Annotated in this window: 25 protein-coding genes and 2 tRNA genes; 9 read left to right on the forward strand and 18 right to left on the reverse strand. The window is 72.9% G+C overall.

Annotation, left to right across the window (positions count from 1 at the left end; translation table 11 throughout):
- Window positions 1-16: 16 nt before the first annotated feature.
- On the reverse strand, window positions 17-658 hold the full coding sequence (locus tag OIE69_RS25045; RefSeq protein ID WP_326575817.1) for a class F sortase: 642 nt from the start codon (window positions 656-658) through the stop codon (window positions 17-19).
- Between the two features lie 4 nt (window positions 659-662).
- Window positions 663-1,637 carry a hypothetical protein gene (locus OIE69_RS25050; protein ID WP_326575818.1) on the reverse strand — a complete coding sequence of 325 codons (975 nt, stop codon included), beginning with the start codon at window positions 1,635-1,637 and terminating at the stop codon, window positions 663-665.
- Between the two features lie 193 nt (window positions 1,638-1,830).
- Here OIE69_RS25050 and OIE69_RS25055 point away from each other — a divergent pair, with 193 nt between their 5' ends.
- Both OIE69_RS25055 and OIE69_RS25060 read left to right on the forward strand, forming a co-directional pair.
- Entirely contained in the window at window positions 1,831-2,610 is a 780-nt protein-coding gene (locus OIE69_RS25055) for an HAD-IIA family hydrolase (protein WP_089225846.1), read from the forward strand.
- A gap of 200 nt (window positions 2,611-2,810) precedes the next feature.
- Complete coding sequence (locus tag OIE69_RS25060; RefSeq protein WP_326575819.1) at window positions 2,811-3,053, forward strand: hypothetical protein; 243 nt, start codon at window positions 2,811-2,813, stop codon at window positions 3,051-3,053.
- Here the strand turns inward: OIE69_RS25060 and OIE69_RS25065 are convergent.
- The gene (locus OIE69_RS25065) at window positions 3,037-4,026 is read right to left on the reverse strand and encodes a hypothetical protein (RefSeq protein ID WP_326575820.1); all 990 of its coding nucleotides are present in this window, start codon (window positions 4,024-4,026) and stop codon (window positions 3,037-3,039) included. The genes OIE69_RS25060 and OIE69_RS25065 overlap by 17 nt on opposite strands.
- The gene (locus tag OIE69_RS25070; protein WP_326575821.1) at window positions 4,023-5,228 is read right to left on the reverse strand and encodes an ROK family transcriptional regulator; all 1,206 of its coding nucleotides are present in this window, start codon (window positions 5,226-5,228) and stop codon (window positions 4,023-4,025) included. The genes OIE69_RS25065 and OIE69_RS25070 overlap by 4 nt, the downstream gene beginning before the upstream one ends.
- A gap of 47 nt (window positions 5,229-5,275) precedes the next feature.
- Between OIE69_RS25070 and OIE69_RS25075 the strand changes: the two genes are divergently transcribed.
- Window positions 5,276-6,346, forward strand: coding sequence for a Gfo/Idh/MocA family oxidoreductase (locus tag OIE69_RS25075; protein WP_326575823.1), 1,071 nt, complete (start codon window positions 5,276-5,278; stop codon window positions 6,344-6,346).
- Between the two features lie 79 nt (window positions 6,347-6,425).
- Here OIE69_RS25075 and OIE69_RS25080 read toward each other — a convergent pair whose 3' ends face one another.
- The 3 genes from OIE69_RS25080 to OIE69_RS25090 form a co-directional block, all read right to left on the reverse strand.
- On the reverse strand, window positions 6,426-6,854 hold the full coding sequence (locus tag OIE69_RS25080; protein ID WP_326575825.1) for a hypothetical protein: 429 nt from the start codon (window positions 6,852-6,854) through the stop codon (window positions 6,426-6,428).
- 247 nt (window positions 6,855-7,101) lie between these two features.
- Window positions 7,102-7,455, reverse strand: a complete 354-nt coding sequence (locus tag OIE69_RS25085; protein WP_326575827.1) for an STAS domain-containing protein — start codon at window positions 7,453-7,455, stop codon at window positions 7,102-7,104.
- A gap of 154 nt (window positions 7,456-7,609) precedes the next feature.
- The gene (locus OIE69_RS25090) at window positions 7,610-8,350 is read right to left on the reverse strand and encodes a GAF and ANTAR domain-containing protein (protein WP_326575829.1); all 741 of its coding nucleotides are present in this window, start codon (window positions 8,348-8,350) and stop codon (window positions 7,610-7,612) included.
- Window positions 8,351-8,522: 172 nt separating this feature from the next.
- Between OIE69_RS25090 and OIE69_RS25095 the strand changes: the two genes are divergently transcribed.
- Complete coding sequence (locus OIE69_RS25095; protein WP_326575831.1) at window positions 8,523-9,560, forward strand: glycoside hydrolase family 6 protein; 1,038 nt, start codon at window positions 8,523-8,525, stop codon at window positions 9,558-9,560.
- Window positions 9,561-9,581: 21 nt separating this feature from the next.
- Here OIE69_RS25095 and glxA read toward each other — a convergent pair whose 3' ends face one another.
- From glxA to OIE69_RS44775, 5 genes are all read right to left on the reverse strand, one after another.
- A complete protein-coding gene (glxA, locus tag OIE69_RS25100; protein ID WP_326575833.1) occupies window positions 9,582-11,510 on the reverse strand; it encodes a radical copper oxidase GlxA in 1,929 nt (642 codons plus the stop codon).
- Window positions 11,507-13,309: a glycosyltransferase family 2 protein gene (locus tag OIE69_RS25105; RefSeq protein WP_326575835.1), complete on the reverse strand. Its 1,803-nt coding sequence runs from the start codon at window positions 13,307-13,309 to the stop codon at window positions 11,507-11,509. Before OIE69_RS25105 ends, glxA begins: the two co-directional genes overlap by 4 nt.
- 431 nt (window positions 13,310-13,740) lie before the next feature.
- Window positions 13,741-15,855: a SpoIIE family protein phosphatase gene (locus tag OIE69_RS25110; RefSeq protein ID WP_326575837.1), complete on the reverse strand. Its 2,115-nt coding sequence runs from the start codon at window positions 15,853-15,855 to the stop codon at window positions 13,741-13,743.
- Window positions 15,856-15,990: 135 nt separating this feature from the next.
- Window positions 15,991-16,063 (reverse strand) — tRNA-Lys (locus OIE69_RS25115).
- Window positions 16,026-16,349, reverse strand: a complete 324-nt coding sequence (locus tag OIE69_RS44775; RefSeq protein ID WP_392567677.1) for a LuxR C-terminal-related transcriptional regulator — start codon at window positions 16,347-16,349, stop codon at window positions 16,026-16,028. The genes OIE69_RS25115 and OIE69_RS44775 overlap by 38 nt, the downstream gene beginning before the upstream one ends.
- On the opposite strand from OIE69_RS44775, the gene OIE69_RS25120 reads away from it, so the two are divergent.
- The 3 genes from OIE69_RS25120 to OIE69_RS25130 all read left to right on the forward strand — a co-directional run bounded on the left by OIE69_RS25120 (window position 16,261) and on the right by OIE69_RS25130 (window position 17,833).
- Window positions 16,261-16,611 (forward strand): hypothetical protein, encoded by a 351-nt coding sequence (locus OIE69_RS25120; protein ID WP_326575839.1) that lies wholly within the window; start codon window positions 16,261-16,263, stop codon window positions 16,609-16,611. The two genes, OIE69_RS44775 and OIE69_RS25120, sit on opposite strands and share 89 nt — an antisense overlap.
- Before the next feature lie 54 nt (window positions 16,612-16,665).
- Entirely contained in the window at window positions 16,666-17,094 is a 429-nt protein-coding gene (locus OIE69_RS25125) for a hypothetical protein (RefSeq protein WP_326575841.1), read from the forward strand.
- Between the two features lie 666 nt (window positions 17,095-17,760).
- Window positions 17,761-17,833: transfer RNA gene (locus tag OIE69_RS25130), tRNA-Lys, on the forward strand.
- Between the two features lie 79 nt (window positions 17,834-17,912).
- On the opposite strand, the gene OIE69_RS25135 is transcribed toward OIE69_RS25130, so the two are convergent.
- The 5 genes from OIE69_RS25135 to ehuB form a co-directional block, all read right to left on the reverse strand.
- Window positions 17,913-18,668, reverse strand: a complete 756-nt coding sequence (locus OIE69_RS25135; protein WP_326575843.1) for an IclR family transcriptional regulator — start codon at window positions 18,666-18,668, stop codon at window positions 17,913-17,915.
- 216 nt (window positions 18,669-18,884) lie between these two features.
- Entirely contained in the window at window positions 18,885-19,694 is an 810-nt protein-coding gene (gene ehuA, locus OIE69_RS25140; protein ID WP_326575845.1) for an ectoine/hydroxyectoine ABC transporter ATP-binding protein EhuA, read from the reverse strand.
- Window positions 19,684-20,319: an ectoine/hydroxyectoine ABC transporter permease subunit EhuD gene (ehuD, locus tag OIE69_RS25145; protein ID WP_326575847.1), complete on the reverse strand. Its 636-nt coding sequence runs from the start codon at window positions 20,317-20,319 to the stop codon at window positions 19,684-19,686. The genes ehuA and ehuD overlap by 11 nt, the downstream gene beginning before the upstream one ends.
- Entirely contained in the window at window positions 20,319-20,996 is a 678-nt protein-coding gene (gene ehuC / locus OIE69_RS25150; protein ID WP_326581406.1) for an ectoine/hydroxyectoine ABC transporter permease subunit EhuC, read from the reverse strand. Before ehuC ends, ehuD begins: the two co-directional genes overlap by 1 nt.
- A 48-nt stretch (window positions 20,997-21,044) precedes the next feature.
- Window positions 21,045-21,962 carry an ectoine/hydroxyectoine ABC transporter substrate-binding protein EhuB gene (gene ehuB, locus OIE69_RS25155; RefSeq protein WP_326575849.1) on the reverse strand — a complete coding sequence of 306 codons (918 nt, stop codon included), beginning with the start codon at window positions 21,960-21,962 and terminating at the stop codon, window positions 21,045-21,047.
- Window positions 21,963-22,103: 141 nt separating this feature from the next.
- Between ehuB and OIE69_RS25160 the strand changes: the two genes are divergently transcribed.
- Together OIE69_RS25160 and OIE69_RS25165 are read left to right on the forward strand one after the other, a co-directional pair.
- A complete protein-coding gene (locus tag OIE69_RS25160; RefSeq protein WP_326575851.1) occupies window positions 22,104-23,588 on the forward strand; it encodes an NAD-dependent succinate-semialdehyde dehydrogenase in 1,485 nt (494 codons plus the stop codon).
- Between the two features lie 202 nt (window positions 23,589-23,790).
- Window positions 23,791-24,297 carry a hypothetical protein gene (locus tag OIE69_RS25165; protein WP_326575853.1) on the forward strand — a complete coding sequence of 169 codons (507 nt, stop codon included), beginning with the start codon at window positions 23,791-23,793 and terminating at the stop codon, window positions 24,295-24,297.
- A 66-nt stretch (window positions 24,298-24,363) separates the two neighbouring features.
- On the opposite strand, the gene OIE69_RS25170 is transcribed toward OIE69_RS25165, so the two are convergent.
- Entirely contained in the window at window positions 24,364-25,458 is a 1,095-nt protein-coding gene (locus OIE69_RS25170) for an LLM class flavin-dependent oxidoreductase (RefSeq protein WP_326575855.1), read from the reverse strand.
- Window positions 25,459-25,520: the final 62 nt, after the last annotated feature.

Raw genomic sequence — 25,520 nt, forward strand, 5'->3', positions numbered from 1 at the left:
CCGTCTGCCGGGCCGGTCACGCCCGGGTGTGCGAGCCGGTCAGCGCCGCGTACACCACGACGTTCGCCGAGTAGGACTGGGTGGCGTGGTCGAAGGTGCCGCCGCAGGTGATCAGTCGCAGCTCCGGGCGGACCCCCGAGCCGTACACCCGGTCCGGGCGGAAGCCCGTCTTGTCGACGATCTCCACGCCCTCGACGGCGAACTCGGCGACCGAGCCGTCCGAGCGGGTGACCTCCACCAGGTCGCCCTGCGTGACCGTGCTCAGGGCGTAGAAGACCGCCGCCTTGCTGCGGGTGTCGACGTGCCCGACGATCAGCGCCGCCCCCGCGTCCCCGGGGGCGGGGCCGCGCCCGTACCAGCCCGCCACGTCCGGCGTGCTGAACGGCGGCGGGTCCACCGCGCCGTCGGCGGTGAGCCCGCGCTCCACCAGCTTGGCGTGGATGCCCGCCGAGCGGATGTCGATCCGCAGCGGGCGCGCCGGGGGCAGCGGTGTGTGCGCCGCGTACACCTGGGCGGGCCGCCCGGCGGCCCCCGCGGTCGCGGCGGGCGCGGGGGCGCCGACCCCGGAACCGGGCAGGCCGGGGTGGACGTATCCCTTCAGCCACGCCGCGGAGAGCACCACGGCGGCCGCGAGGGCCGCGACGGTACGCGCCTGCACCGGGTCAGTCCCGGGTGCGGCGGCGGTGCACGACCAGCCCGGCCGCCCCTGCCACGGCCAGCACGCCGGCCGCCACGAAGCCGGGCACGCCCGCCGGCTGCTGCTCCGCGGCGGCCTGATGGGCCGCCATCGCGCCGCCGCCCGCGGGGACGGGGGCGGACGGGAAGCCGGAGGCGGCCTCGGTGACCGCCAGCGTGCCTTCGTGGGACTTCCCGTCACAGGTGATGGAGACCCGGTAGGAGCCCGGGGTCAGCCCGGAGCGGACCACCGCGGAGGCGTACATCCCGCCGTCGCTCGCCGGGGCGAGCGTGACCGGGGTGACGAACGCGGAGGAGCTGACGGTGCCGGTCTTGGCGCGGTCGCACTGGTCGGTGCGGACGTCGACGTCGGCGCCGGGGCCGGCCGTGCCCGGGGTGATCCGCACCGGGCCGCTGCCGACGCCCGTGACGCCGCCGGTGCCGCCGGTGCCTCCTACGCCGCCGGTGCCTCCGACGCCTCCGACGCCTCCTACGCCTCCTACGCCGCCGGTGCCTCCGACGCCTCCTACGCCGCCGGTGCCGCCGATCCCGCCGGTGCCTCCGTCGTCCGGGCCGTTGCCCGCGCCGTTGTCCTCGCGGCCGTCGTCGTCCCGTCCGGAGTCGTCGCGGCTGTCGGTGTCACGGCCGGAGTCGTCGTCGTTGCTGTTCTGGCGGCCGTTGTCGCGACCGTTGTCCTCTTCGTCGTCATCGTCGTCGTTGCTGTTCTGGCGGCCGTTGTCCTGATCGTCGTCGCCCTTGTTGCCGAACTGCAGGAGGGGATTGCCGCCTCCGCCGTCCTCGTCCCCGTCACCCCCTCCACCGCCTCCGCCGAACTGGAAACTGGTCCCGCTGGAGTCGTCCGGCCCGTCGTCCGCCACGGCCGCGGGACCGCACAACGCGATCAGCGTCGCCGCGGCGGCGGCACACAAGGGAACGCGGGCGGCCCCCAAGACAGAGCCCATGATCACAACCTCCACTCACCCGGGCTCATGCCGTCGGATTGGTCGGCCCCGGTGTTTCGAAGGTCCCTTCCCGCGCGGGCCTCCGCATGCGGTGGTGCGCCGGACGGGTCGGGAGGTCGCCCGGACCGGCGAACCCGGGGCACTCACCGCGCGCATGTGCACAGGTCACCCGGCCGGACTAGAGTCCGCAGCCATGACAGCGCGCAAGCCCATCGAATCCTGGCTCACCGACATGGACGGCGTCCTCATGCACGAGGGCATCCCGGTGCCCGGCGCGGACGCCTTTATCAAGCGGCTGCGGGACTCGGGCCGCCCGTTCCTCGTCCTGACGAACAACTCGATCTACACCCCCCGCGACCTGGCGGCGCGGCTCAGTCGCATCGGCCTGGACGTGCCGGCCGAGAACATCTGGACCTCGGCGCTGGCCACGGCCCGCTTCCTGGACGACCAGCACCCCGGCGGGACGGCGTACGTCATCGGCGAGGCCGGCCTCACCACCGCCCTGCACGACGCGGGGTACGTGCTGACCGACCACGAGCCCGACTTCGTGATCCTGGGCGAGACGCGGACCTACTCCTTCGAGGCCCTCACCAAGGCCATCCGCCTGATCAACGCGGGGTCCCGGTTCATCGCCACCAACCCCGACAACACCGGTCCCTCGCCCGAGGGGGCGCTGCCCGCCACCGGCTCGGTGGCCGCCCTGATCACGAAGGCGACGGGGAAGGACCCGTACTTCGTCGGCAAGCCGAACCCGCTGATGATGCGCACCGGCCTCAACACCATCGGCGCGCACTCCGAGACCTCCGCGATGATCGGCGACCGCATGGACACCGACGTGCTGGCGGGCCTGGAGGCCGGGATGCAGACCTTCCTGGTGCTGACCGGCCTGACCAAGTCGGGCGACATCGACCGCTTCCCGTACCGGCCGACCACCGTCGTGGACTCCATCGCGGACCTCGTCGACCTCGTCTGACGACGGCGCGCCCCCGGCCGCGACCGGCCGGGGGCGGCGGCACCCTTCACGATCCCCCGCGGGCGGCGGGCGGCGGCAAGCCCAGCACCTCCGTCGACGCCACGTTCGGCACCCCGGTCAGCTTCGACCTCGGCGGCCTCAGCGTCCGCGACATCCGCCGCAACGCCGCCGGGCAGTACCTGATCCTGGCCAGCTCCTGGGTGTGCTCCTGGGACGGCAGCGCCGCCGGCGTCCCCGTCAGGCTGCTCGGCCCGCCCACCTCCGCCCCGGGCGCCCGGGAGGCCGTCGTGGACGTCCCGGACCTCACCGCGGCCGGTGCCCGGGCGCAGCCGATGACCGACGACGGCGCCGCCGACCTGTACGGGGACGGCAAGGAGGCCGAGGACCTCAGCCACCCCGCGTGGCAGAAATCCCGCGGTGCCTGGTTCACCCTCGGCGGCTGAACCTCAGGGCCGCACCGCCCACGACCACGAGCACCCCGGCGCCCGTGAGCATCAGCGCGGGCGCCCGGTGCGGGTCGCCGGTGGCGGCGAGGCCGGGGGCGGCGCCGGGGGCGGCGCCGGGGGCGGTCTCGCGGCCCTTGCCCGGGACGGGGCCGGCCCCGGGGTCCGCCCCCGGTCCGGTCCCCGGTCCGGTCCCCGGTCCGGCTTGCGGTCCGGCCTCCGCCTCGGTTCCCGGCCCGGTCCCCGCGGAGGGGTCCGGTGCCGGCGAGCCGCCCGGCCGTGTGCCCGGCCCCTCGCCCGGTCCGGTGCCGGTGCCCCCGTCCCCGCCTTCGGCGCCGTCCGGCCGCTCCTCCTCGCCGGTCCGGCCGGGGCGCGGGGACTGCGGCCCGGCCGTGGCGCCCCGGGACGGTACGACGTCGAAGTCGTAGCCCTCGGACTCGCCGACCCAGTCGCCGTCCTCACCGCGGCGCTCCATGATCGTGGCCGACGCCGTGACCGGCCCGGCGGGCGCCGGCGCGGTGAAGCGCAGCCGCAGCGCGATCGACACCTTCCGGCGCGACGGCAGCGTGGTGCCCGGTCCGTCCTCGCCGCCCACCACGGCGATGTTCTCGTCGTTGTCCGTGTGCCGGACGGCCACCGGCCGCCAGGAACGGTCCCGTGCGTTCCCGGCTTTCGCGACGGGGTCCGCCACCCGGTACTCCAGGAGGATCTGCCCGGCCGTCAGCCGCCGTCCGCGGTCGACGAAGACGAGAACGGGGTGGACGTTGCGCAGTCGCTCGCGCGAGGTGTTCTCCAGTTCCACCCGGAACTCCCGGGGCCCGGCCCCCGCCGTGTAGGTGTGGGGGCCGCCCAGCAGCCGGGCCGTGACCGGGAAGGCCTCCGCGGCCGCCTGGGGGGCCGCCGCCACGACCGCGGCCGTCGCGACGGCCAGAGCGCTGCACCACCTCATGGGCAGTGAAGCTCTCACGGTCATCCGCTGATATCACCGCGCGACGCCGTGACGGCCCGCCCCCGCACCCGTACGGGCGGCCGGCCCACCGCCGTCTGGCCGAAGAGCGGCGCCAGCGCCAGCAGCGCGGCCCCCTCGGCGACCACGCGCCGCCCGGCCGGGGCGACGGTGACCGGCACCGTGCGTCCGGCCGCGCGCAGGGTGCGCGGGTCCATGGCGGCGGCCACCTCGCGCGCGAACAGGCCGGGGTCCGCCAGCACGGTACGGCCGCCCAGCACCACCCGGTCGATGTCCAGCAGGGAGACCAGATTGGCGGCGCCGACGCCGAGCAGCCGCGCGGCTTCCGCCGTGTCCCCGCGGCCGACGGCGGCCAGGCACAGCGCCTCCAGGCAGCCCCGGTTGCCGCAGGCGCACACCGGGCCGTCCGGGGCGATCGCCTGGTGGCCGAACTCCCCGGCGCCGGTGCGGGCGCCGCGGTGCAGGGCGCCGTCGAGCACGAGGCCCGCGCCGAGCCCGGTCCCCAGGTGCAGGTAGCCGAACGAGTCCCCGGTGCCCGGCACGGCGCCCGGGGCCGCGTCCCCGCCGGGCGGGAGCACGGCGAGCGCCGCCGCGTTGGTGTCCTTGTCCAGCACGACCGGCAGCCCGAGCCGTTCGGCCAGCGCGTCGCGCAGCGGGTAGCCGTCCCATCCCGGCAGGCCCGTGACGCGGTGCAGCACCCCCGCGGCCTGGTCGAGCGGGCCCGGGCAGGCGAGCCCCGCGCCCAGCACCGCCCCGTCGGCGCCGGGTGTGGCCCGAACGGTCTCCCGGACCAGCCCCGCCACCGCCTCCAGCACCTCCCCGGCCGGGCGGCCGAGGTCCAGCGGGAGAGTCCTGGCGTCCACCACGCCGCCCGCCAGGTCGGCGAGCACCACGGTCAGTTCGTCCCGGTCCAGGTGCACCCCGGCGGCGTACCGGGCCCGGCGCGCCAGCCGCAGCAGGGTGCGCGGCTTGCCGCCGGTGGGGGCGCCGCATCCCGCCTCGTCGACCAGCCCGTCCGCCCGCAGCCGTGCGGTGATCTTGCTGACGGCCTGCGGGGTGAGCCCGGTGCGCTCGGCCAGTTCGAGACGGCTGATGCCGGTGCCCGCGCCGACCGTCGCCGTCCGCAGCAGGCCCAGGACGAGGGCGGTGTTGTGGCTGCGCAGCGCGGGCAGGTTGGCCCCGGAGATTCCCCTGTTCACGTCCCCCATTGTCAGGCTCCCTTGCACTTTGGCAACAGCGTTGCTTAAGTGGTCGCATGTCTCCCGCACCCCTTCGCGTCGGGCTGGTCGGCTACGGTCTGGCCGGTTCGGTCTTCCACGCCCCGCTGATCGCCACCACCGACGGCCTCGTCCTGGACACCGTCGTCACCAGCAACCCGGAGCGCCAGGCGCAGGCCCGCGCCGAGTACCCGGACGCCCGTCTGGCCGACAACCCGGACGAGCTGTGGAAGCGGGCCGGCGAGCTCGACCTGATCGTCGTGGCCTCGCCGAACAGGACCCACGTCCCGCTGGCGACCGCTGCCCTGGAGGCCGGACTCGCGGTCGTCGTCGACAAGCCGGTCGCCGGCACCGCGGCCGAGGCGCACGCTCTCGCGGACCTCGCCGAGGAGCGCGGCCTGCTGCTCTCGGTCTTCCAGAACCGCCGCTGGGACAACGACTTCCTCACCCTGCGCGGGCTGCTGGAGGGCGGCGAACTGGGCGACGTGTGGCGCTTCGAGTCCCGCTTCGAGCGGTGGCGGCCGAGCCTGAAGGGCGGCTGGCGCGAGTCGGGCGACCCCGCCGAGATCGGCGGCCTGCTCTACGACCTCGGCAGTCACCTCGTCGACCAGGCGCTCACCCTCTTCGGCCCCGCCGTCTCCGTGTACGGCGAGCTGGACGTGCGCCGGCCCGGCGCCCAGGTGGACGACGACGCCTTCGTGGCCGTCACCCACGCCGGGGGTGTCCGCTCTCACCTGTGGATGAGCGCCACCACCGCGCAGCTCGGCCCCCGCTTCCGGGTGCTCGGCAGCACTGCCGGTTACGTCAAGCACGGCCTGGACCCGCAGGAGGCCGCGCTGCGCGACGGCGCCCGCCCCGCGCCCGGCGCCGTGTGGGGCACCGAACCGGAGGCCGAGTGGGGCCTGCTGGGCGCCGGCGACGACGTGCGCCCCGTGCCGACCCTGCCGGGCGAGTACCCCGCGTACTACGCCGCCGTCGCCGCCGCGCTGCGCGACGGCACCGCGCCGCCGGTCACCGCCCGCGAGGCCGCCGACGCGCTCACGGTCATCGAGGCGGCCGCCGTCTCGGCCCGCGAGGGACGGACCGTCACGCTCACGCCGAAGGCCTGACCGAACCCCCCGCGCCTTTCGAGGTGTACAGCGCCCGGCCCGCGGTCCGCTCCTCCCGGAGCCGCCGGCCGGGCGCTCCTCACCCTCGGGCGCCGGGACCGCGGGAGTGGTCCGGCGCGTCAGGGGAGGGGCGGTGGGGCCGCCCCGGGCCGTCCGGTTGGGGCAGCCGGGAACGGAAGCGCACCAGCACCGCGCCGTCCGCGGTGTGGTGCACCTGCACCCCGTCCAGCGGCTCGCCCGTTTCGGTGCCCGTGAGCATGCGGCAGAGGCGGGTGGGCCCGTCCGGGGACGGCGGCCGCGGCGGCGCGCCGACGAGTCCGCCGGGCGGCCGGTGGTAGCCGGTGTCCGTCACGCACACCGAGCAACGGGCGCCGTCCACGCCCAAGGTGACGCGGAACCGGCGCGCCTGGCCGTGCGCGACGACAAAGCCGCAGGCGACCGCGACGGCCTCGGCCACCCGCGTCGCGGCGGAACCGTACGCCAGGGCCTCCAGCGCCGCCCCGCTCATCCGGGCGGCCGGGGCGTCGCTGCCGGGGGCGCGCTGCAGGGAGAAGGTCCAGGAGACGTCGAGTGCGGATTGCGCGGATCGGACAGGGACAGTCGTGAGGAGGCCGCGAGCTTGGCCATGGCCGGACCACGTCCTGAAGGCGTAGGAGGCACTTCCGGCGACCGGGGTCCTGGGCCGCCCTGTCAGGCTAGAACACCTGAACGCGGCCGGGCTAGGGCGTGTCCGGGGCGCGTGTGCGGCGCGCGCGTCAGGCCGTGGGCTCCGGCCAGTCCGGCAGGATCGTGAAGCACCGGGTCAGCCGCGTCGCCCGCAGCGTGCGCAGGGTGAACTCGTCCCGGCACACCAGCCGTACGCGCCCGGAGTGCTCCTCGGCGCGGCGCCGGGCGCGCACCAGCGCCGACAGGCCGCTGCAGTCGATGAACTCCACCGGTCGCAGGTCCACCACGATGTCCGGGCGGTCGGCACCGGTCAGCGCGTCCAGCGCGGCGGACACCCCCGGCGCGGTGAGCACGTCCACCTCGCCGCCGAGCGTCACGAGGGTGCTGGACCCGTCGGTGCGCCGGTGGATCCGGGGCGTGGTGTCTGTGGCGTCGTCGGACATGGGACGTCTCCGGGAACGGGAGCCTGGCGAGTGCGGCAGGGACGGGAACGGGACGGGACGCCACCGGGGTCCGGGGTGGTGGGTCCAAGCCTATGCCCGACGCGCGGGCACCGGCCCGGCCGAGGGCGAATACCGGACGTCCCCCGCCGGCGGATCAACCGCCGGACCCCCGCAGGGCGTCGGAGTCCACCGTGCCGTCCACGACGCCCAGGGCCAGTTCCGCCAGCCGTACCCGGTGGGTGCGCGCGTACCGCCGCAGCACCGTGAACGCCTCGTCCACGCCGACGCCCCAGCGCTCCGCCAGCACGCCCTTGGCCTGCTCCAGAACGACCCGGCTGTCCAGCGCGGCCTGCAACTGGGCGGCCAGCGACTCCTGCCGCTGCCGGGTCCGTTCCTGGAGTATCCCGATGGCGGCGGCGTCCGCGAACGCCCGGGCCAGTGCCACGTCACCGCCCGGAGGGTCCCCGGGCGACCCGCGGAACAGGTTCAGCGCCCCGATCACCTCGGCCCGGCGCCGCAGCGGTACGGCGTACGTGGCGTGGAAGCCCCGGTCGCGGGCGAGCGGGGCGAAGCGCGGCCAGCGGTCGTCGCAGCGCGCCAGGTCCGGGGCCGTGACCACGTCGCGGCCGCGGTAGCAGTCCAGGCAGGGCCCCTCCTCCCGCTGACGTACCAGGAGTTCGCCCGCCCCGCCGCAGCCGGCCGCGGTCCGCAGCTCGCCGCGCCCGTCGTCCAGCAGCAGCCCGGCCGCCGTCACGTCCAGCAGTTCCACACAGCGGTCGGCGACCCGCTCCAGGAAGACGCCCACGTCGAAGTCGCGGTCCAGGGTGTCGGCAAGCTCCACGAAGACCTCGGCGAGCCGCAGCTCGCGCGCCCTGTGCGTCGGGTGCTCTGTCACGTCCGGCTCCAGCCCTCGGCGGCCACGGTTTCGCCGGGGGATTCTGCCATGGGAGCGAGGCGGGGCATTCGACGGCAAAGACGCCGACTGACCCGATACGAGGGCCCTTTGGTGGTTCGGTATGTCAGGATTGGCGGCGACCGGTCTCGTCCCGCCATCCAAGGGGGAGTGGATGTTCGGCACCAACACCGGCCCGCTGCGCAGAGCGGCCTGCGCCGTGTCCGCCGCCGGACTGCTCTCCGTGGCGCTCGGCGGCTGCTTCGGCACCGGCAAGTCCGGGGGGAGCCAGGGCAAGGGCGGCAGCAGCAGCCCCGAGAGCACCAGCACCGCAGGGGCGCCGTTCTGGGTCAACCCCGACACGCCCGCGGCCCGTCAGACGGCACAGTGGCGCAAGGACGGCCGGGAGGGCGACGCCGACCTGCTGGAACGGATCGCCGGCCGGCCCGTCGCCGAGTGGATCGGCCAGGACGACGCCGGGCAGCGGGCCCGGCGCTACACCGAGGCCGCCGCCCGCGACGGCCGGGTCCCCGTGCTCGTGCTGTACAACATCCCGCACCGCGACTGCGGTCAGTACTCGCAGGGCGGCGCCGCCGACGGCGCCGCGTACCGCGCCTGGGCGGACGAGGTCGCGGCCGGTATCGGCGACCGCGAAGCGCTGGTGGTGCTCGAACCGGACGCCCTCACCCACATCGTCGACGGCTGCACACCGGCGGAGTTCCACGACGAGCGCTACGCCCTGCTGACCCACGCCGTCGACACCCTGGGCGCGTTGCCGCGCGTACGCGTCTACCTGGACGCCGGCAACGCCGGCTGGGTCAGCGATCCCGCCCGCCTGGCGGGCCCGTTGCGCGCGGCCGGCATCGCCGGGGCCGACGGCTTCGCCCTCAACACCTCGAACTTCTACACCACCGCCGCGAACACCGCGTACGGCAGGAAGCTGTCGGCGCGGCTCGGCGGCGAGCACTTCGTCATCGACACCAGCCGCAACGGCCGCGGCCCCCTCGGCGGCGCCCACGACGAGGCCTGGTGCAACCCGCCCGGCCGGGGCCTGGGCACCCCGCCCACCACCGACACCGGTGACGAACTCGTCGACGCCTACCTGTGGATCAAGCGCCCCGGCGACTCCGACGGCACCTGCAAGGGCGGCCCCCGGGCCGGTGACTGGTGGCCCGAGTACGCCCTGGGACTGGCCCGGCGCGCGGCCTCCTGACCGCGCGCCGGGCCCCACCCGTCAGGTCACCCGCACCCAGCGCGCCTCGGAGGGCGTGCCCTCGTCGTCGGTGACGACCAGCATGTACCAGCCCGGCGGCACGATCGACGGGTCCTCGGGGACGGTCACGCTCACCGACCCCTCGCCGTGCTCCACGGCCAGCGCGATCGACCGCTGCTCCACGTCGGTGGCGTGGGTGACCGCGCTCGGCCGCATCAGCCGCGCCGTCTCGATGTGCTCGGCGTACGCGGTCGCGTAGGTGGCCGTGCCGCCGCGCCGGACGGCCGCCGGGCCCGCGCCGAGCGAGGGCCGGGAGTCCCGGTAGCGGTACGCCGGGGTGTAGACCTCGATCCGCTGCTCGAAGAAGCCGGGCTTGGTGTCGGCCGCGTCACCGAAGAGCGGGTTGGAGCCGAAGACCGCGACCCGGCCGTCGGGCAGCAGCAGCGCCTCGGAGTGGTAGTTGCGGCCCACGGACGGGTCGGCGGCCTTGCGGAAGGCGTTGTCCACCGGGTCGTAGATCTGCGCCCGCAGGATGTCGCTGCCGCCGCGGCCCCGGTAGTCACGGGAGCCGCCGGTGGTGAACAGGGTGTCGTCCGGCAGGATCACCGCGTTCAGGTAGCGGGTGGGCTCGGGCAGATCGGGGCCTCGCGTGTACCGCGGGTCGGCGGCGTCCAGGTCCACCACGGCGGTGCGGGTGGTCGAGGAGCGCGACTCGCCGACCCCGCCGCCGCCCAGCACCATGACCTTCTGGTCCTGGGCGGGCGGCAGCAGCACCGAGCCGGCCGTCTCCAGGTCCTTGGCGTCCTTCAGCCCGGAGACCTCGGTGAAGCGGTTGGTGCGCAGGTCCCACACGCCCGGGACCCGCCCCTCGTCGGCCGGTCCGTACCCCGCGTTGGCACCCGAGTAGAAGATCTTCCCGCCCTTCATCAGGAAGAGTGCCGGGTAGGTGGGGAAGTAGCGCTCGGTGGTGTACGTCCACCTCCGGGTCCTCGGGTCGTAGATCTCGTTCTTGCCGGGGACGACCTGGCCGATGTCGTCCAGCCCGGAGACCGAGAGCACCCGGCCGTCGGCGAGGGTGACCAGCGTCGGGTACCAGCGGGCCTCGTTCATCGGGTCGACCGGGACGTAGCGCTCGGCGAGCGGGTCGAACTCGTAGGCCTGCCTGATCCCCTGGAAGTCCTTCTTGTCCAGGCCGAGCTTGGTGGCCAGCCCGTAGAAGTTCTCCCCGTCCTCGCCCCGCAGCCCTTGGATCCCGTACTGCGCCGCGGTGTTGACGATGCCCTTCTCGCCCTTGACCAGCGACTGCACGAACACCCGCGCCTCGCTCGCCGTCACGGTGACCTTCCCGGTCCGGCCGTCGACGGTCTTCTTGGCGCGGGGCACGTTGACGGGGAACTCCGACCGGAAGGAGCGGCCGTTCTCGTTGTTGACGAAGACCGTGCCCTTGGGGAAGTTCCGCGGCTTGTCCGGGTCCTCGTTCTTGATGAGCATCGCGCCGCCCGCCCGGTCCACGGCCTCCTTGAGCTTCTCGTAGCGGGCGGTGCCGCCGGCCACCAGCAGCGTGCCGTCGGCCAGTTGCGTGTGCCCGGCGCAGAACATGTCCTTGGGGGTGTCGATCTCCCTGAAGGTGTTCTCGACCGGGTCCCAGAGCACGCTCTTGAACGACTTGGCCTTGAAGTTCCGCTCGTCGTTGCCGGAACCGGCGATCAGCAGCACCTTCCCGGTGCGCAGCAACGCCGCGTGGATGGCGTTGACGCGGAACTCCTCGGGGACCTCGACCAGGTCCCAGTGGCCGTACTCGGCCTTGTACCCGGGCTGGTTGATCTTGTAGTCGTGGTACTTCGCGGCGGAGTAGCCGTAGATCGCGGGCGCGTTCATCCCCGCGAGCACGCCCACCGCCGTGCCTCCGACGGCTATCTTCCGCAGTCTGCGGCCGGGTCGGTAGCTCATCGGGCGGCGCTCCTGGAACGTACGAGGGACAGGGACCAGACGGCGACCGGTGCCAGCGCCAGGAGGAACGCCAGCGTGGCCCACGTGCGCATCGCCACGTGGGTGTGGCCGTTGAGGAAGCTGGCGGCGAGCGAGCCGCCGAAGACGAGCAGCCAGAACAGGTGGATGCGGAAGGTGGACAGCAGCCGGTCCGGGCTCGCGGAGTCCCCCTTGGGGGTGACCACGAATCTGCTCTTGCGCCGCAGTACCGCGTCCATCAGCGAGCGGGCGTAGATCGGCGCGGACAGCGCCGACATCACCATGCCCGCCGCGCCCGAGGAGCCCTCCGGCTCGTGCGGGCTGACGTTGTGCCGCCGGTTCCAGACGTACAGGCCGATCTGCAGCGCCGCGGCGTCGCTGTACAGCATCATCCAGACCTCGGAGTCGATCTGGATGCCGGAGGCGCCGAGACCCAGGAAGAGCGCGCAGCTGAGGCCGCCCAGAACCCAGTTGACCGCCGTCATCGGGTAGTAGACGACCATCAGCGAGTAGTTGAGCAGACGCCCGGGGGAGAGGGTGAACGGCACCTTCCAGAACTGCTTGATGAGCGTCTCGTAGGTGCCGCGGCTCCAGCGCAGCTGCTGGGTGAAGAAGTCGGTCCAGGAGGACGGTCCCTCGCCGACGGCGAGGACGTCCGGGGTGTAGACCGAGCTCCACTTGCGGCCGGTGGCGGGGTTGCGGTGCCGGTGCAGTTCCAGACCGGTGGCCATGTCCTCGGTGATGGAGTCGTACAGCCCGCCCACGCTCTTGACGGCGCTGATGCGCACCGCGTTGTTGGTCCCGACGAACATGGGGGAGCCGTAGCGGTTGCCGGCCCGCTGGATGAGCGCGTGGAAGAGGAACTGCTGGCTCTCGGCGGCCTTGGTGACCGCGCTGTCGTAGTTGCCGTAGACCTGCGGCCCGACGACGAAGGCGACGTCCGGGTCGCGGAAGTATCCGAGCATCCGCTCCAGGAAGTTGGGGAGCGGGACGTGGTCGGTGTCGACGGAGGCGAAGAAGTCGTAGTCGTCGCCGTGGGCGTCGAGCCAGGCGTTGTAGTTGCCGTGCTTGGTGCGGGCGCGGAAGGCGCCGCTGGGCCGGTTCCAGCGTTCGACGCCCTTGCGGGTGAAGTGGCGTACGTTCAGGCGCTCGCACAGGCGCTTGACGTCGGGGTCGTCGCCCTCGTCCAGGAGCCAGATGTGCAGGGTGCCGCGGTGGCGCAGGCGGACCGCGGCCTCCAGGGTCGCCCGCACCATCGCCAGGGGCTCCTTGCCCGGGACGAAGGTGGTCACGAAGGCGACCTTGCCGCCCTTCTCGGGGACCACGGGTACCGGATCGCGCGCGACGAGCGTCGCGTGCGCGTTGGACGTCACGTTGATCAGCCGGAAGAGCTCGATCAGGCCGATGGATATCAGCATCACGGCGTCGCAGGCGACCATCCAGCCCGGCGCGTTCTCCCGGCGGGTCCAGTGGGCCGGCTGCATCAGCCAGACGAGCAGCACCGCCGAGAGCACCGGGGCCGCGCCGAGCAGCAGTGCCGCGCGTATCCGGTGGGGCTCCTCGGAGAGCAGGCTGCGGTACTTCACCCGGTACGGGACGCCGGGCTCCGGCTCGGTGAGCGGGCCCGCGAGTCTGCTGTAGTGCTCGTAGTCGTACCGGGGCGCGACCGCGCCGGGGTCCGGCCGGGACGGGCCGGGGCGGGACTGCTGGGGTATGACGGGCACGGGTGTTCCGGCCCGAGGGTCGGTCGTGTACTGCTGGGCGCCGGGTGTCGGCGGCATGTGGATGCTCCCCCCGAAGCATGTCGCGCCGCTGTCGCGGCGGTGTTGGTGCCCCGGGCGCTGCGGCCCCCCGCCCCCGGGGCATGCGTGGGCGTTCTGTGGCCTCCGGGTCGCGTGAGGCTGGCTATGACTCGTCAACGACCGGACCACCGTGAGGTAACGCCTGAATTCACCCCCCTCGCCCCCTGAGGGCCGCCCCCGGGCCCCCACACGAAAAAGCCGCCGAAACGGACCCGTTCGTTCACCGGTAAGGGCGCATAGGTCCGTTTGGCGCATACATGTCCTGCGGTCCCAGCCTCCCTGAATGCCCGTCTTGATCGCAAGGTGTGAAACGAGTTGTTAACCGGTCGTATGAGCGATTTAGTCCCGTTGTGGGTGGGTGGCCGACGGCAGGACCGTACGGCCGTCGGGCGCTCGCCTCGGTCGGCGGCTCAGGACTCGTCGGCCGCCTCGTCCCCGGCCGCCGGCGCCCCCATCCGGGCCAGCAGCAGGGCGACGTCGTCGTCGGGTGACTGCAGCCCGGCGCCCAGGACGACGTCGCAGGTGTCCTCCAGCGTGCGGTGGCGGCTCTTGAGCTTGAGGACGCGCATCAGCGTGCGCAGCCCCACGTCGATGGACTGCCGCCGGTCCTCGACCAGCCCGTCGGTGAACAGCGCCAGCAAGGTGCCCTCGGAGAGCTTGCGCTCCACCGTGCGGAAGCGGATCCCGCCGACGCCCAGCGGCACCGCGCTGGGCAGGTCGATCAGCTCGGCCCGGCCGCCCGGCGGCACCAGCACCGGCGGCAGGTGCCCGGCGGTGGAGAACTGGCAGCGGCCCGTCGCGGGGTCGCAGACGGCATAGACGCAGGTGGCGATGAAATCGCCCTCGGCGCTGCCGGTGATGTTGTCGAGGTGCGCCAGCACCTCGTGCGGCGGCAGGTCGAGCCGGGAGAAGGCCCGGGTCGCCGTGCGCAGCTGGCCCATGATCGCCGCCGCGTGCAGGCCCTTGCCCATCACGTCCCCGACGATCAGCCCGACCTTGCCGTCCCGCAGCTGCAGGACGTCGTACCAGTCCCCGCCGACCTCCCGGACGGCGGGGATGTACCGCGCGGAGATCTCCATCCCGTCCACGCGCGGCGGCTCGTGCGGCAGCAGACTGCGCTGGAGGGTGAGGGCGGCGTTGCGCTCGCCCGCGTACAGCCGCGCGTTGTCGATGGAGATCGCGGCCCGGGCGGCCAGCTCCAGCGCCAGGGTCCGGTCCTCGTCGTCGAAGGGCTTCTGGTTGCGGGTGCGGAACATCCCGACCACCCCCAGCACCTCGCCGCGGGCGATGAGCGGCGCGGCGAGGTAGGAGTGCGCCCCCGCCCGTTTCAGCTGGGCGGCGGCCCGGTCGTCGCGGGCTATGCGGCGCAGCATGCGGCTGCTCACCCGGTGCACGACCACCGGCAGGCCCTCCCGCACGGTCTTGGTGATCAGCCGGTCGTCGGTGTACCGGGCCAGCTCGCCGACCGGGTCGACGGCGCCGATCGCCTCGCCGGAGTCGGCGGCCGCGACGGCCAGCGCCCGGAACTCGGCGGACTGCTGGGCGCGCACCTTCGGCACCGGGCCGCCGCGCAGCACCTCGTCCAGTACGTCGACGGTGGCGATGTCGGCGAGCGTCGGCACCACCACCGAGGCCAGCTCCTGCGCGGTCTGCTGCAGGTCCAGCGTGGTGCCGATCCGGGTCCCGGCCTCGGCGATCACCGCGAGCCGGCCACGGGCCTCCGCGATCTCCTCGGCCGCCTGGTGGCGCTCGGTGAAGTCCGCGATCGACGCGGCCAGGCCCAGCACCCGCCCGGTGGCGTCCTGGATCCGGTAGTACGAGATCGACCAGGCGTGGTCGTGCTCCTGGTCGGCGTAGGTCCTGACCACCGTGTCCTGGTCCAGCAGCGGTTCCCCGGTCTCCAGCACCTCCCGCATCCGGGCCTCGATCACCCGGAACTCCGACCCCCGTGAGATCTCGCGCACCCGGCGCCCCAGCATGGCGGCGGCGGGCAGGCCGTGCAGCTCCTCCATGGCCCGGTTGACCCGGACGATCCGCAGGTCGGTGTCGAAGACGGCGAGCCCGATCGGGGACTGGTCGACGAGGCTGCTGGACAGCGCCATGTCCGTCTCCACGCGCCGCACCGTGGAGAGGTCGGCGCCCAGGCCCAGCGCGTAGACGCCGCCGTCCACGTCGTGCATCCGCATGTTGCGGAACTCGACGTCCCGGGTCGTGCCGTCGGCGTGCACGATCGGGAACACTCCCTGCCAGATGGCACCCGCCCTGACCTGCTTGAACAGCTCGGTGACCAGCTCCAGCTTGTCCGGCGCCACCAGCAGCAGGCCGGCGTTCTGGCCGAGGGCCTCGGCCGCCGAGTAACCGAACAGGCGTTCGGCCTCCGGGCTCCACAGCACGATGTGACCGGTGCGGTCCAGCACCATCGCCGCGACCTGCAGAAGGTCGAGCAGGCCCCCGGGCGAGGCGGCCCCTGGACTCGGCCGGGCCTCCCTGCCCGTGCCGGGCGGCGGCGGATCGTGCGCGTGCATGGCCTCCTCGTGAGCCCCCGTAGAGCTCTCACATCATCGTTACGGGATATTTTCGCACCGAGTCAACCAGGATGCCGCCCTTGTCGCACAAACGAACGAGGGCGCCCTTCCCGAAGGAAGGACGCCCTCTCGCTGTGCGCCGCCAGGGACTCGAACCCCGAACCCGCTGATTAAGAGTCAGCTGCTCTGCCAGTTGAGCTAGCGGCGCTCACCGACAGAGAGGATCCTACCGGACCTGCGGAGGTGCTTCCGACCACGTCGTCCAGGAGCGCGGGGTCGTCGTCCAGCCAGCCGAGGCGGACCATCTTCACCCCGGCCTGGAACCGGCTGTCGGCCCCGATCTGCTGCATCAGCTCGGCCACTATCCGCCGCACCGTCCGGTCCGACAGCCCGAGCTTCCGGCCGATGGCCTCGTCCGTCAGCCCCGAGGCGAGCAGCCGGACGACCTCGCGGTGGCGCGCGGCGGGCGCGGCGCCGACGTCGTCGGTGAACAAGTCCGAGGCCGCGGCCCAGCAGTGCTCGAACATCTGCCGCAGCACGGCGACCATGGCGGGGCTGCGCAGGACCATGGCGGAGCCCGAGTTGCCGTCGCCGGCGCCCTCGTCGAGTCCGAACGCCGGCACGACGGCGAGGGTGTGGTCGACGATGATCATCTTCATCGGGATCGTCGCGGCGGTGCGTATCTCCCCGCCGTCGTTGACGAAGGTCCGCAGATGGGTGCGGACATTCGGCACCGCGGCCGCGGTGGCCAGGTAGATGGAGCGCTGCCGCACGCCGCGGCTCAGCGCCTCACGATTGCGGTCGTCCGCCTTGAAGAGGTGCACCAGCTCGGGCGGCACGCTGGGGTGCATCGAGAGGATCTCGGTCGTCACGGTGCTGGCGGCCTCGTCGAGGATCGCCGCGATCTGGGAGGGCTGGGCGGCGACCTCGATGCGCGCCTCCGCGAGCTGCCGCATGTGCACCGGCTGGAACTCGGACGCCACCTTGCTGAGTGCGGTGTGGGCGGTGGTGATCGTCTGGATGAGCTCCTCGGTCCGCCGGCGGCTGCCCTCGATGAGCTGGGCCATGGCGGTGGCGGGCGAGTGCACGGCCCAGCCGCTCCGCGACGAGGGGAAATGCGCCGCCAGACCCAGTTCGGACAGGCAGAGGAGCGTTTCGTCCAGCTCGTTGTGCGTCCAGCCCGTGCGCGCGCAGACGCTTTCCGGAGACCAATCCGCCTCGGCGAGCGCCAGTGCATAGAGTTCTTGCGCCCGGGCGCGCATAAGGTCGTCGTCGGTCACTGCCCGCACCCCCAATGCTTCACATCACCCCCGGCTGCGCTCAGGGTACGTGTCAGGACGCGTGTATGGACCCATCGGGGGCCATCCGGTCCCATGTGTCCGCATAGGGCCATGTCCGATTCCGGAACGCGAAAACTACAGACCAGTGGCTCGCGGTCCGACAGAATTCAGTCAGCCGTACGGTTCCCCCAGACCGGACCGGCATCCGGATCCGCATCACCCGAGCACGAACCCCCAGGACAGGTCTGCCATGACTTCGATTCGCCGCCACGCCCTCCGTGCAGTACTGGGCGTCGTTGCCGCCATCTCGTTGGGGTTGATCGGTGCGACGACTGCGTCCGCGCAGCCGGCGCCCGGCGACATCAACCGGTCGGCGGCTCCCAACGACATCATCTGGTAGTCGACCCCCGGGCAGACCCCAAAGACAACAACACCCCCCCAAAAAGCCACACCCCCTCCCCCCACGCTGATGGGCCCGGCATACCTCCCCCCTCTTGCCGGGCCCTTCAGCATGCCCGCGTGCAGGGGGTGTCCGCGCGTTCGGACCGTGCCGATCAGGGCCGGCTCCGGGGCCGGGTGCAGTGGTCATGAGCACCCTTTCCGACCCCGTATGATTGTCCTGCACGCGCCGCTAGCTCAACTGGCAGAGCAGCTGACTCTTAATCAGCGGGTTCGGGGTTCGAGTCCCTGGCGGCGCACAGCGACAGGGCGCCCCTCCTCCGGGAGGGGCGCCCTTCGTCGTGTTCCGGTGGGCGCGGCGCGGTGCGCCGTACGGCTTCAGAGGGTCAGTGAGAGCAGCACCGGCGCCGCGCGCTCGTTGAGGGTGTCGGCCGCGCCCTTGAGGCGGTGGGCCTGGGTGAGGGGGAGGGAGAGGGCGAGGCAGCCGACCGTCTTGCCGACGGTGATCGGGATGGCGGCGCAGACCGTGCCGATCGCGTACTCCTGGAGGTCGAGGGTGGGCGTGCTGGCCGGCTGGCTCTCCAGCTTGGTCAGCAGCAGCTTCTCGCTGATCGTGGTCTTGGACGTGAGCCGTACGGTCTTGTGCCGGGACAGGTGGTCGCGGCGCCCGTTGTGGTCGAGTTGGGTGAGCAGGCACTTGCCGACCGCGCTGGCGTGGGCGGCGAAGCGGAAGTCCACCCACTCGTTGACCTTGGGTGCTTCCGGGCCGTCCGCGAAGTCGACGATCTTGACCTCGCCGTCGTCGTAGCGGCTGAAGTAGACGGCTGCGCCGACCTCGTCGCGCAGCGCCATCAGGATCTTCTTGATCTTCTTGCCGAGCGCCAGGTCGCGGCTGGCGCTGCCCAGCAGGACCAGCGACTCGCCGACCGCGTAGCCGCCGCCGGGCAGGGCGTTGAGATAGCGCTCGCGGTTGAGCATGGCGAGGAGTTGGCCGAGATAACCGATGGGTACCCCGATTTCGCGGGCGAGCTGCTCGGCGGTGACGCCGTTCCTGTGCTTGTCCACGGTCTCGAGCACGCGCAGCGCGTGCTGGACCGCGTAGACCGGCGCGACCTGTCGGTGCTCAAGCGCCACGGTGTCCCCCTACAGGTGTGACCGTTTGCGTCCTTGCTGTAGCTGCTGGTCACGGCTGCCGGGCACGACAGCCGGGCCCGGCAGCCGGGCCGTTTTCCACGATAGCCTCAATGTGGTTTGCAGTAGAGCCCGTTGGAGCTTTATGTAGCGGGTCGCAGGCGTATACGCAGGAACGCGGCACTCTGGCATATGTCAAGGGCACGGACCAATTTTTCGTCAGAGCACCGCACCGAGGAATTCCCGGGTCCTGCTGTGCTCCGGGGAGCCGAAAATCCGCTCCGGCGGACCGGACTCGACGACCCGTCCGCCGTCGAACATCAGTACGCGGTCCGAGACGTCCCGGGCGAACCCCATCTCGTGGGTGACGCAGAGCAGGGTGATGTCCGTGCCGCGGGCGATGTCCCTGAGCACGTCCAGCACGCCGGCCACCAGTTCGGGGTCGAGCGCCGAAGTGACCTCGTCCAGCAGCAGGATGTCGGGCCGCATCGCGAGCGCCCGGGCGATGGCCACCCGCTGCTGCTGGCCGCCGGAGAGCCGGGTGGGGTGGGCGTCCTGCTTGTCGGCGAGTCCCACCAGTTCCAGCAGCCCGCGGGCGCGCTCGGCGGCCTCGTCGCGGTCCATGCCGAGGACGTGCACCGGGGCTTCGGTGACGTTGTCCAGCACCTTCATGTTCGGGAAGAGGTTGAAGTGCTGGAACACCATGCCGATCCGGCGCCGTCTGTCGCGCAGGTGCCTCTCGTCGGCCGGCACGAGCCGGCCGCCGCGGCCCGGCATGTGCGAGAAGGGCTCCCCGTCGACATGGACGACGCCCTCGGTGACCCGCTCCAGGGTCATCAGCAGCCGCAGGATGGTCGTCTTGCCCGAACCGCTCGGGCCGATCAGGGTGACGCGCTCGCCGCGGCCCACCTCCAGGTCGAGATGGTCGAGCACGGTGTTGTCCCCGTACCGCTTGACCACCTGGTCGAAGCGGACGGCGGGCGCCGCGGCGCCGGACTCGGTGGGGGCGGGGGACTCGTCAGTGAGCAAGGCGCTTCTCCAGCTTCCGCATGAGGATCGAGGTGGGGCAGCTCGCGACCAGGAAGACCAGGGCGGCGAGGGTGAACGCCTCCAGGTAGGCGAAATGGTCGCTGCCGAAGCGGTTCGCCTCGTGCACCATCTCGTTGACGGTGATGACCGACAGGAACGGCGTCTCCTTGAACATCGAGATCACGTAGTTGCCGAGGGCGGGCACGATCTTCCGCACCGCCTGCGGCAGCACCACGGCGAACCAGGTGCGCACGGGCGGCAGGGACAGCGCGACGGCCGCCTCCCACTGCCCCTTCGGCACCGCCTCGATGCCCGCCCGGTACACCTCCGAGGTGTACGTCGCGTAGTGCACGCCCAGCACGGCTGTCCCGATCACGAGCGGGTCCAGCCCCGGGACCAGCACCCACACCGCGAACAGCTGGATCATCACCGGCGTCGAGCGCACGAACTCCACTGCCGCCCGCAGCGGCAGCGTCACCCAGCGGCTGGGCGCGCGCCGCAGCACCGCGATGACCAGCCCCAGCACGACGGCGAGCAGCGAGCCGAGCACCGTGGCCAGCAGGGTGGTCCCGAAACCGCGCAGGATCAGCGGCAGGCCCTCGCGGGCCGTCTCCCAGCTCCACATCAGGCCCGACCTCCCGCCGGCTGTCCGAGCCGCGCCTTGGCCACGGACTCCAGGCCGTTCATGGCCAGCGTGAGCGCGTAGGCGAGGACGAAGTAGACGACCAGGAGCAGCAGGTACGCCGTCGCGGTGTCACCGGTGGTCGAACGGAGCTGGTCCATCTGGAAGGTGACGTCCGAGATGGTGATCAGCGACATCAGCGGGGTGCACTTCAGCAGCTGGATCAGCAGGTTGTTGAAGGGCGGGATCATCTGCGGCCAGGCCTGCGGCAGGACCACCAGGCGCATCCGCTGCCACGGCGTCATGCTCAGCGCCACCGCCGCCTCCCGCTGCCCGCGGGGCACGGCGTCCAGGGCACCCCGGACGACCTCCGAGCCGTACGCCCCGTAGTTGAGCCCGAAGGCGACCACGGCGCAGGCGAGCGGCACGAGCTTGAAGCCGAGGATCGGCAGCGCGAAGAAGAGCCAGAACATCTGGACGTACAGCGAGGTGCCGCGGAAGAACTCCACGACCACCCGGGAGCTCCCGCGCACCAGCAGCCGCCGCGAGCGCGCCATGAAGCCGAGGACGAAGGCGAGCAGCAGCGCGAGCGCCGCGCCCAGGACGGTGGCCTGGACGGTGACCCACAGACCCGCCCCGATACTCGGCAGCGAGTGCGTGAACTCCGTGAGGCCGGACAGGGGTTCACCGGCGTGGAAGGTGTGCGGATACGAGGACAAGGCGCCGCCTCAGGCCTTGCACAGCTGGGCGGTGCGCAGCGTCGCCGGCGGGACCTCGGCCTTGGTGAAGCCGTACTTGCCGATGAGGGACGTGTAGCGGCCGGGGTCGGCGGTGATCTTCCCCAGCTCCTTGTTGAACGCGTCGCGCAGCCCCGTCGCGTCGGGCCGGAACACCGCGCCGCCGGGGCTGTACTGCTTGCGGCCGCCGACCACCGGCAGGAAGGGGTCGAGCACCTCCACCGCGGAGCCCTCGTTGGTGCGGGCCAGCCAGCGCAGCGAGATCCCGGTCAGTGCGAAGGCGTCGATCCGGCCGGCGAGCAGCGCGTCCACCCCGTCCTGCTGCTTGGCCAGGGACTTCACCGAGGTCAGCGGCACCCCGGCGGCGTCCGCGTAGTCCGCCTCGACCGCAGCGCTCAGCACGCCGACGGTGGCCTTCTCGCGGGCGCAGGACACCAGGTCGCTCAGGCCCTTGGGGTTGCCCCCGCGGACCATCAGGGCGGTCGGCGAGACGAACTCGGGCTCCGAGAAGATCACCTTCCGGCAGCGGTCGGGGGTGATCGCCATCCCCGCGCTGACCACGTCGAAGCGGTCGGCCGTCAGGCCCGGTATGAGCGCGCCGAAGTCGGTGAGCGTGGGCCGCAGTTCCGGCACACCGAGCGCCTTGAAGATCTCCCGGTGGAGGGTGGGCGCCTCGCCGGCCAGCTCGTCGCCGTCCCGGTACCCGTAGGGTGCCTCGCCCGCGAAGCCGACCCGGACGTACCCCTGCTTCCTCAGCCTGGCCAGCAGATCCCCGTCGCCGGTGGGCGCGCCGGTGCCGGCCTGCGTACGGCTGCACGCCGCCAGCAGCCCCGGGACCGCCGCGAGACCGCCGACGGCCGCGGTACGGGAGAGGAAACCCCTGCGGGACAGTGAACTGCGCTCCGACATGAACCAGACCTCCGGTAGTTCGCTTCCGTGCGGCGCGGTGACCACACGAGGGCCGCGCCTACCCCGGCGCACGGGGGGCATTCATGCGAATCTGGTGGGGTACCCGATGTCCGGAACGTCCGCGAGAGGCAGGGAGCTGCCATGAGCGACAGCACCGAAGGGAACGGCAAACGCGAGCAGCTGGTCGTGGAGCGGGTGCCGAAGGCACTGCTCGTCGGCGGCCGCTGGCGGCCGGCGAGCGACGGGCGCGAGTACGAGGTGGAGGACCCGTCGACCGCGCGGTCGCTGTGTGCCGTGCCGGACGCCGGGGCCGAGGACGCCAGGGCCGCGATGGACGCCGCGGCCGCGGCGCAGGAGGGATGGGCGGCCACGGCGCCGCGTGAGCGCGGCGAGATCCTGCGCCGGGCCTTCGAGCTCATCGTGGAGCGGCAGCAGGAACTCGCCCTGCTGATGACGCTGGAGATGGGCAAACCGGTCGCGGAGTCCCGCAGCGAGGTCCTGTACGCCGCCGAGTTCTTCCGCTGGTTCTCCGAGGAGGCGGTGCGGATCGAGGGCGGTTGGCTCACCGCGCCCGACGGCAACGGCCGGATCTGGGTGATGCGCCGGCCCGTGGGGCCGGCGCTGCTGATCACCCCGTGGAACTTCCCCATGGCGATGGGCACCCGCAAGATCGGCCCCGCCGTCGCCGCGGGCTGCACCATGATCGTCAAGCCGGCCCACCAGACGCCGCTGTCCATGCTCGCCCTCGCCGAGATCCTCGGGCAGGCCGGGCTGCCGGACGGCGTCCTCAACGTCCTCACCAGCTCACGCCCCGCGGAGATCAGCGGCCCCCTGACGGAGGACCCGCGGCTGCGCAAGCTCTCCTTCACCGGGTCCACGGCAGTCGGCCGCAAGCTCATCGAACTCAGCGCGCGGCAGGTGCTGCGGACCTCCATGGAGCTGGGTGGCAACGCCCCGCTCATCGTGTGCCGGGACGCGGACCTGGAGAAGGCCGTGGAGGGTGCGGCGATCGCCAAGATGCGCAACATCGGCGAGGCCTGCACCGCCGCCAACCGGATCTACGTCCACCGCGAGCTGGCCGAGGCCTTCACCGGGCGGCTCGCCGAGAAGCTGGGCTCCATGGTCGTCGGCCGCGGCACCGAGCCCGGCAGCCAGGTCGGCCCCCTCATCGACGGCGCGGGCCTGGACAAGGTGGACCGCCTGGTGCAGGACGCCGTCGCGTCCGGGGCCCGCGCGGTCACCGGCGGCGCCCCGCTCTCGGACCGCCCCGGGTACTTCTACCCGCCGACCGTGCTGGCCGACGTGCCGACGGACGCGGCCATGCTCCGCGAGGAGATCTTCGGCCCGGTCGCGCCGGTCGTCACCTTCGAGGACGACGACGAGGCGATCCGGCTGGCCAACGACACCGAGTTCGGCCTGGTCGGCTACGTCTTCACGGAGAGCCTGCGGCGCGGGATCCGCTACGCCGAGGAGCTGGAGACGGGCATGCTCGGCCTCAACAAGGGCGTCGTCTCCACGCCCGCGGCGCCCTTCGGCGGCGTCAAGCAGTCCGGGACCGGGCGCGAGGGCGGAGCCGTGGGGATCGACGAGTACCTGGAGATCAAGTACGTGGCGGTGGACGTCTGACGGGCGACCGGGCGCACGCCGCCGCCCACGGCACCCGCCGGTCCGGGTGGCGTGTCGGTGCGCTCCGCCGGCCTCGCGGCATGTCGAACTCTTCGTACCTCTGTTCGCCGGACGAGGCGTCCCTCTACCCGTCGGGCCAGTTGGAGGGCTTTGACGAGAGGGCCGGGATCGTCTCCCACGACGTTTCTTGCGTTCCGCTGCTGTGGCTCGCGATGTTCCGGCCGGCGGATCTCGTGACCGGGACGTTCGAGGTCGAGGAAGAGGGAGCGGTGCAGGTCACGGCACCGCCGGCGACGAAGGAACGCGCGCTCGCCCAGCTCGAAGCCGCGCTCGCGGTGCTGAACCGGCTCTCGCCGCCGAGGGGACGCTCGACGCCCACGCCGCCCTGCCGCGGCAGGCGGTCGAGAAGGCGCCGGGCGCTTTCGTCACGATCGAGCTCGACGAGATCGAGGGCCTGTGTGAGGAGGGCACCTTCCAGCCCGCGCTCCGTGCCGCGCTCGCCTGCTTCGACGCGGAGACCGATCCGGCCGCCGGCCGTGCCCGTCCGATCGACCTGTCACAGCTGCGGCCCGAGCGGCCGTTCCCCCCGGCGCGGCTGCTCGTCGACGGGTTGGAGGCGGGCTACGGCGACTACTGGAACCTCGTGCGGCTCCTGGGCGCGAGCCACCTGAGCCGGGTGCCCTGGGAAACGGAGGCGGCGAGCGGCTGATCCCCGCGTCGCGCGGCCGCGCGCGGCGACCGGCGCCCCGCACCGGCCGCCGCGCGCGGCGGCCGGTCAGGCGCCGCCGGGCAGGCCGTACGCGTCGGCGATCAGCTCGTAGGAACGCAGCCGTGCGGAAGGCGTGTGGGCATTGGCCGTGATCATCAGCTCCTGGGCGCCCGTCCGGCGTACCAGTGCGTCCAGGCCGTCGCGGACCGCGTCCGGCGTGCCGTGCACCACGTTGCCGAGCCACGCGTCGACGAAGTCCCGCTCGGCGGGGCCGAACTCGTACGCCTCCGCCTCTTCCGGGGAGGGCACCAGGCCCGGGCGTCCCGTGCGCAGCCGCAGCATGGCCAGAGCGCCGCTGAGCACCTGCCGGCGGGCGTCCTTCTCCTCCTCCGCAGCCAGTGCCGCCACGCCGATCAGCGCGTACGGCTCGTCCAGCACCTCGGAGGGCCGGAAGGACCTGGCGTACATCTCCAGCGCCGGTTCGGTGTTCGCCGCGGAGAAGTGGTGGGCGAAGGCGAAGGGCAGTCCGAGGACCGCGGCCAGCCGGGCGCTGAAGGTGCTGGAGCCGAGCAGCCAGATCGGCGGGCGCGCGGACGACTGCACGCCGCCCGGCACGGTGCCCTGAACGGGACCGGGGATGGCGTGGATGCGGGCGTAGGGGTGGCCGTCGGGGAAGTCGTCGTCCAGGAAGCGGATGAGCTCGGACAGCTGCTGCGGGAACTCGTCGGCGCCCTCGTTCAGCCGGTCGGTGCGGCGCAGCGCGGCGGCGGTGGCGCCGTCGGTGCCGGGGGCACGGCCGAGGCCGAGGTCGATCCGGCCCGGCGCCAGGGCCTCAAGGGTGCCGAACTGCTCGGCGATGACCAGCGGCGCGTGGTTGGGCAGCATGACACCGCCGGAGCCGAGGCGTATCCGCTCGGTGTGGGCGGCGAGGTGGGCGAGGATCACTGCGGGGGAGGAGGACGCGACCCCGGGCATCGAATGGTGCTCGGCGACCCAGTAGCGGTGGTAGCCGCGGGCCTCTGCGAGTCGGGCCAGTGCGACCCCGGCGAGGAGGGCGTCCCTCGCGGTCAGGCCGCTGCCGACGCCCGCCAGGTCGAGGACGGAGAGCGGGACGGGTGCGCTGCCGAGGGTCGTGCCTCGTACCGGGTCGTTCGTGTCCACGTGCCTGTGTCGCCTCCTGCGGCCGGTTCCTTGCCTACGGCAACGACCAACCCGGCGGCGGC

It is taken from the genome of Actinacidiphila glaucinigra (assembly GCF_035918135.1).
Lineage (GTDB): Bacteria > Actinomycetota > Actinomycetes > Streptomycetales > Streptomycetaceae > Actinacidiphila > Actinacidiphila glaucinigra.

What these genes read in the sequence shown, in the direction of transcription:
- OIE69_RS25050 (WP_326575818.1), bottom strand. Translation starts at nt 1,637, where the DNA reads ATGGGCTCTGTCTTGGGGGCCGCCCGCGTTCCCTTGTGTGCCGCCGCC.
- OIE69_RS25085 (WP_326575827.1), bottom strand. Translation starts at nt 7,455, where the DNA reads ATGTCCGACGACGCCACAGACACCACGCCCCGGATCCACCGGCGCACC.
- OIE69_RS25080 (WP_326575825.1), bottom strand. Translation starts at nt 6,854, where the DNA reads ATGAGCGGGGCGGCGCTGGAGGCCCTGGCGTACGGTTCCGCCGCGACG.
- OIE69_RS25110 (WP_326575837.1), bottom strand. Translation starts at nt 15,855, where the DNA reads ATGCACGCGCACGATCCGCCGCCGCCCGGCACGGGCAGGGAGGCCCGG.
- ehuD (WP_326575847.1), bottom strand. Translation starts at nt 20,319, where the DNA reads ATGTGGAGCTGGGAGACGGCCCGCGAGGGCCTGCCGCTGATCCTGCGC.
- ehuB (WP_326575849.1), bottom strand. Translation starts at nt 21,962, where the DNA reads ATGTCGGAGCGCAGTTCACTGTCCCGCAGGGGTTTCCTCTCCCGTACC.
- OIE69_RS25065 (WP_326575820.1), bottom strand. Translation starts at nt 4,026, where the DNA reads ATGACCGTGAGAGCTTCACTGCCCATGAGGTGGTGCAGCGCTCTGGCC.
- OIE69_RS25075 (WP_326575823.1), top strand. Translation starts at nt 5,276, where the DNA reads ATGTCTCCCGCACCCCTTCGCGTCGGGCTGGTCGGCTACGGTCTGGCC.
- OIE69_RS25055 (WP_089225846.1), top strand. Translation starts at nt 1,831, where the DNA reads ATGACAGCGCGCAAGCCCATCGAATCCTGGCTCACCGACATGGACGGC.
- glxA (WP_326575833.1), bottom strand. Translation starts at nt 11,510, where the DNA reads ATGAGCTACCGACCCGGCCGCAGACTGCGGAAGATAGCCGTCGGAGGC.
- OIE69_RS25105 (WP_326575835.1), bottom strand. Translation starts at nt 13,309, where the DNA reads ATGCCGCCGACACCCGGCGCCCAGCAGTACACGACCGACCCTCGGGCC.
- OIE69_RS25120 (WP_326575839.1), top strand. Translation starts at nt 16,261, where the DNA reads ATGGCCTCGTCCGTCAGCCCCGAGGCGAGCAGCCGGACGACCTCGCGG.
- OIE69_RS25070 (WP_326575821.1), bottom strand. Translation starts at nt 5,228, where the DNA reads ATGGGGGACGTGAACAGGGGAATCTCCGGGGCCAACCTGCCCGCGCTG.
- OIE69_RS25095 (WP_326575831.1), top strand. Translation starts at nt 8,523, where the DNA reads ATGTTCGGCACCAACACCGGCCCGCTGCGCAGAGCGGCCTGCGCCGTG.
- OIE69_RS25160 (WP_326575851.1), top strand. Translation starts at nt 22,104, where the DNA reads ATGAGCGACAGCACCGAAGGGAACGGCAAACGCGAGCAGCTGGTCGTG.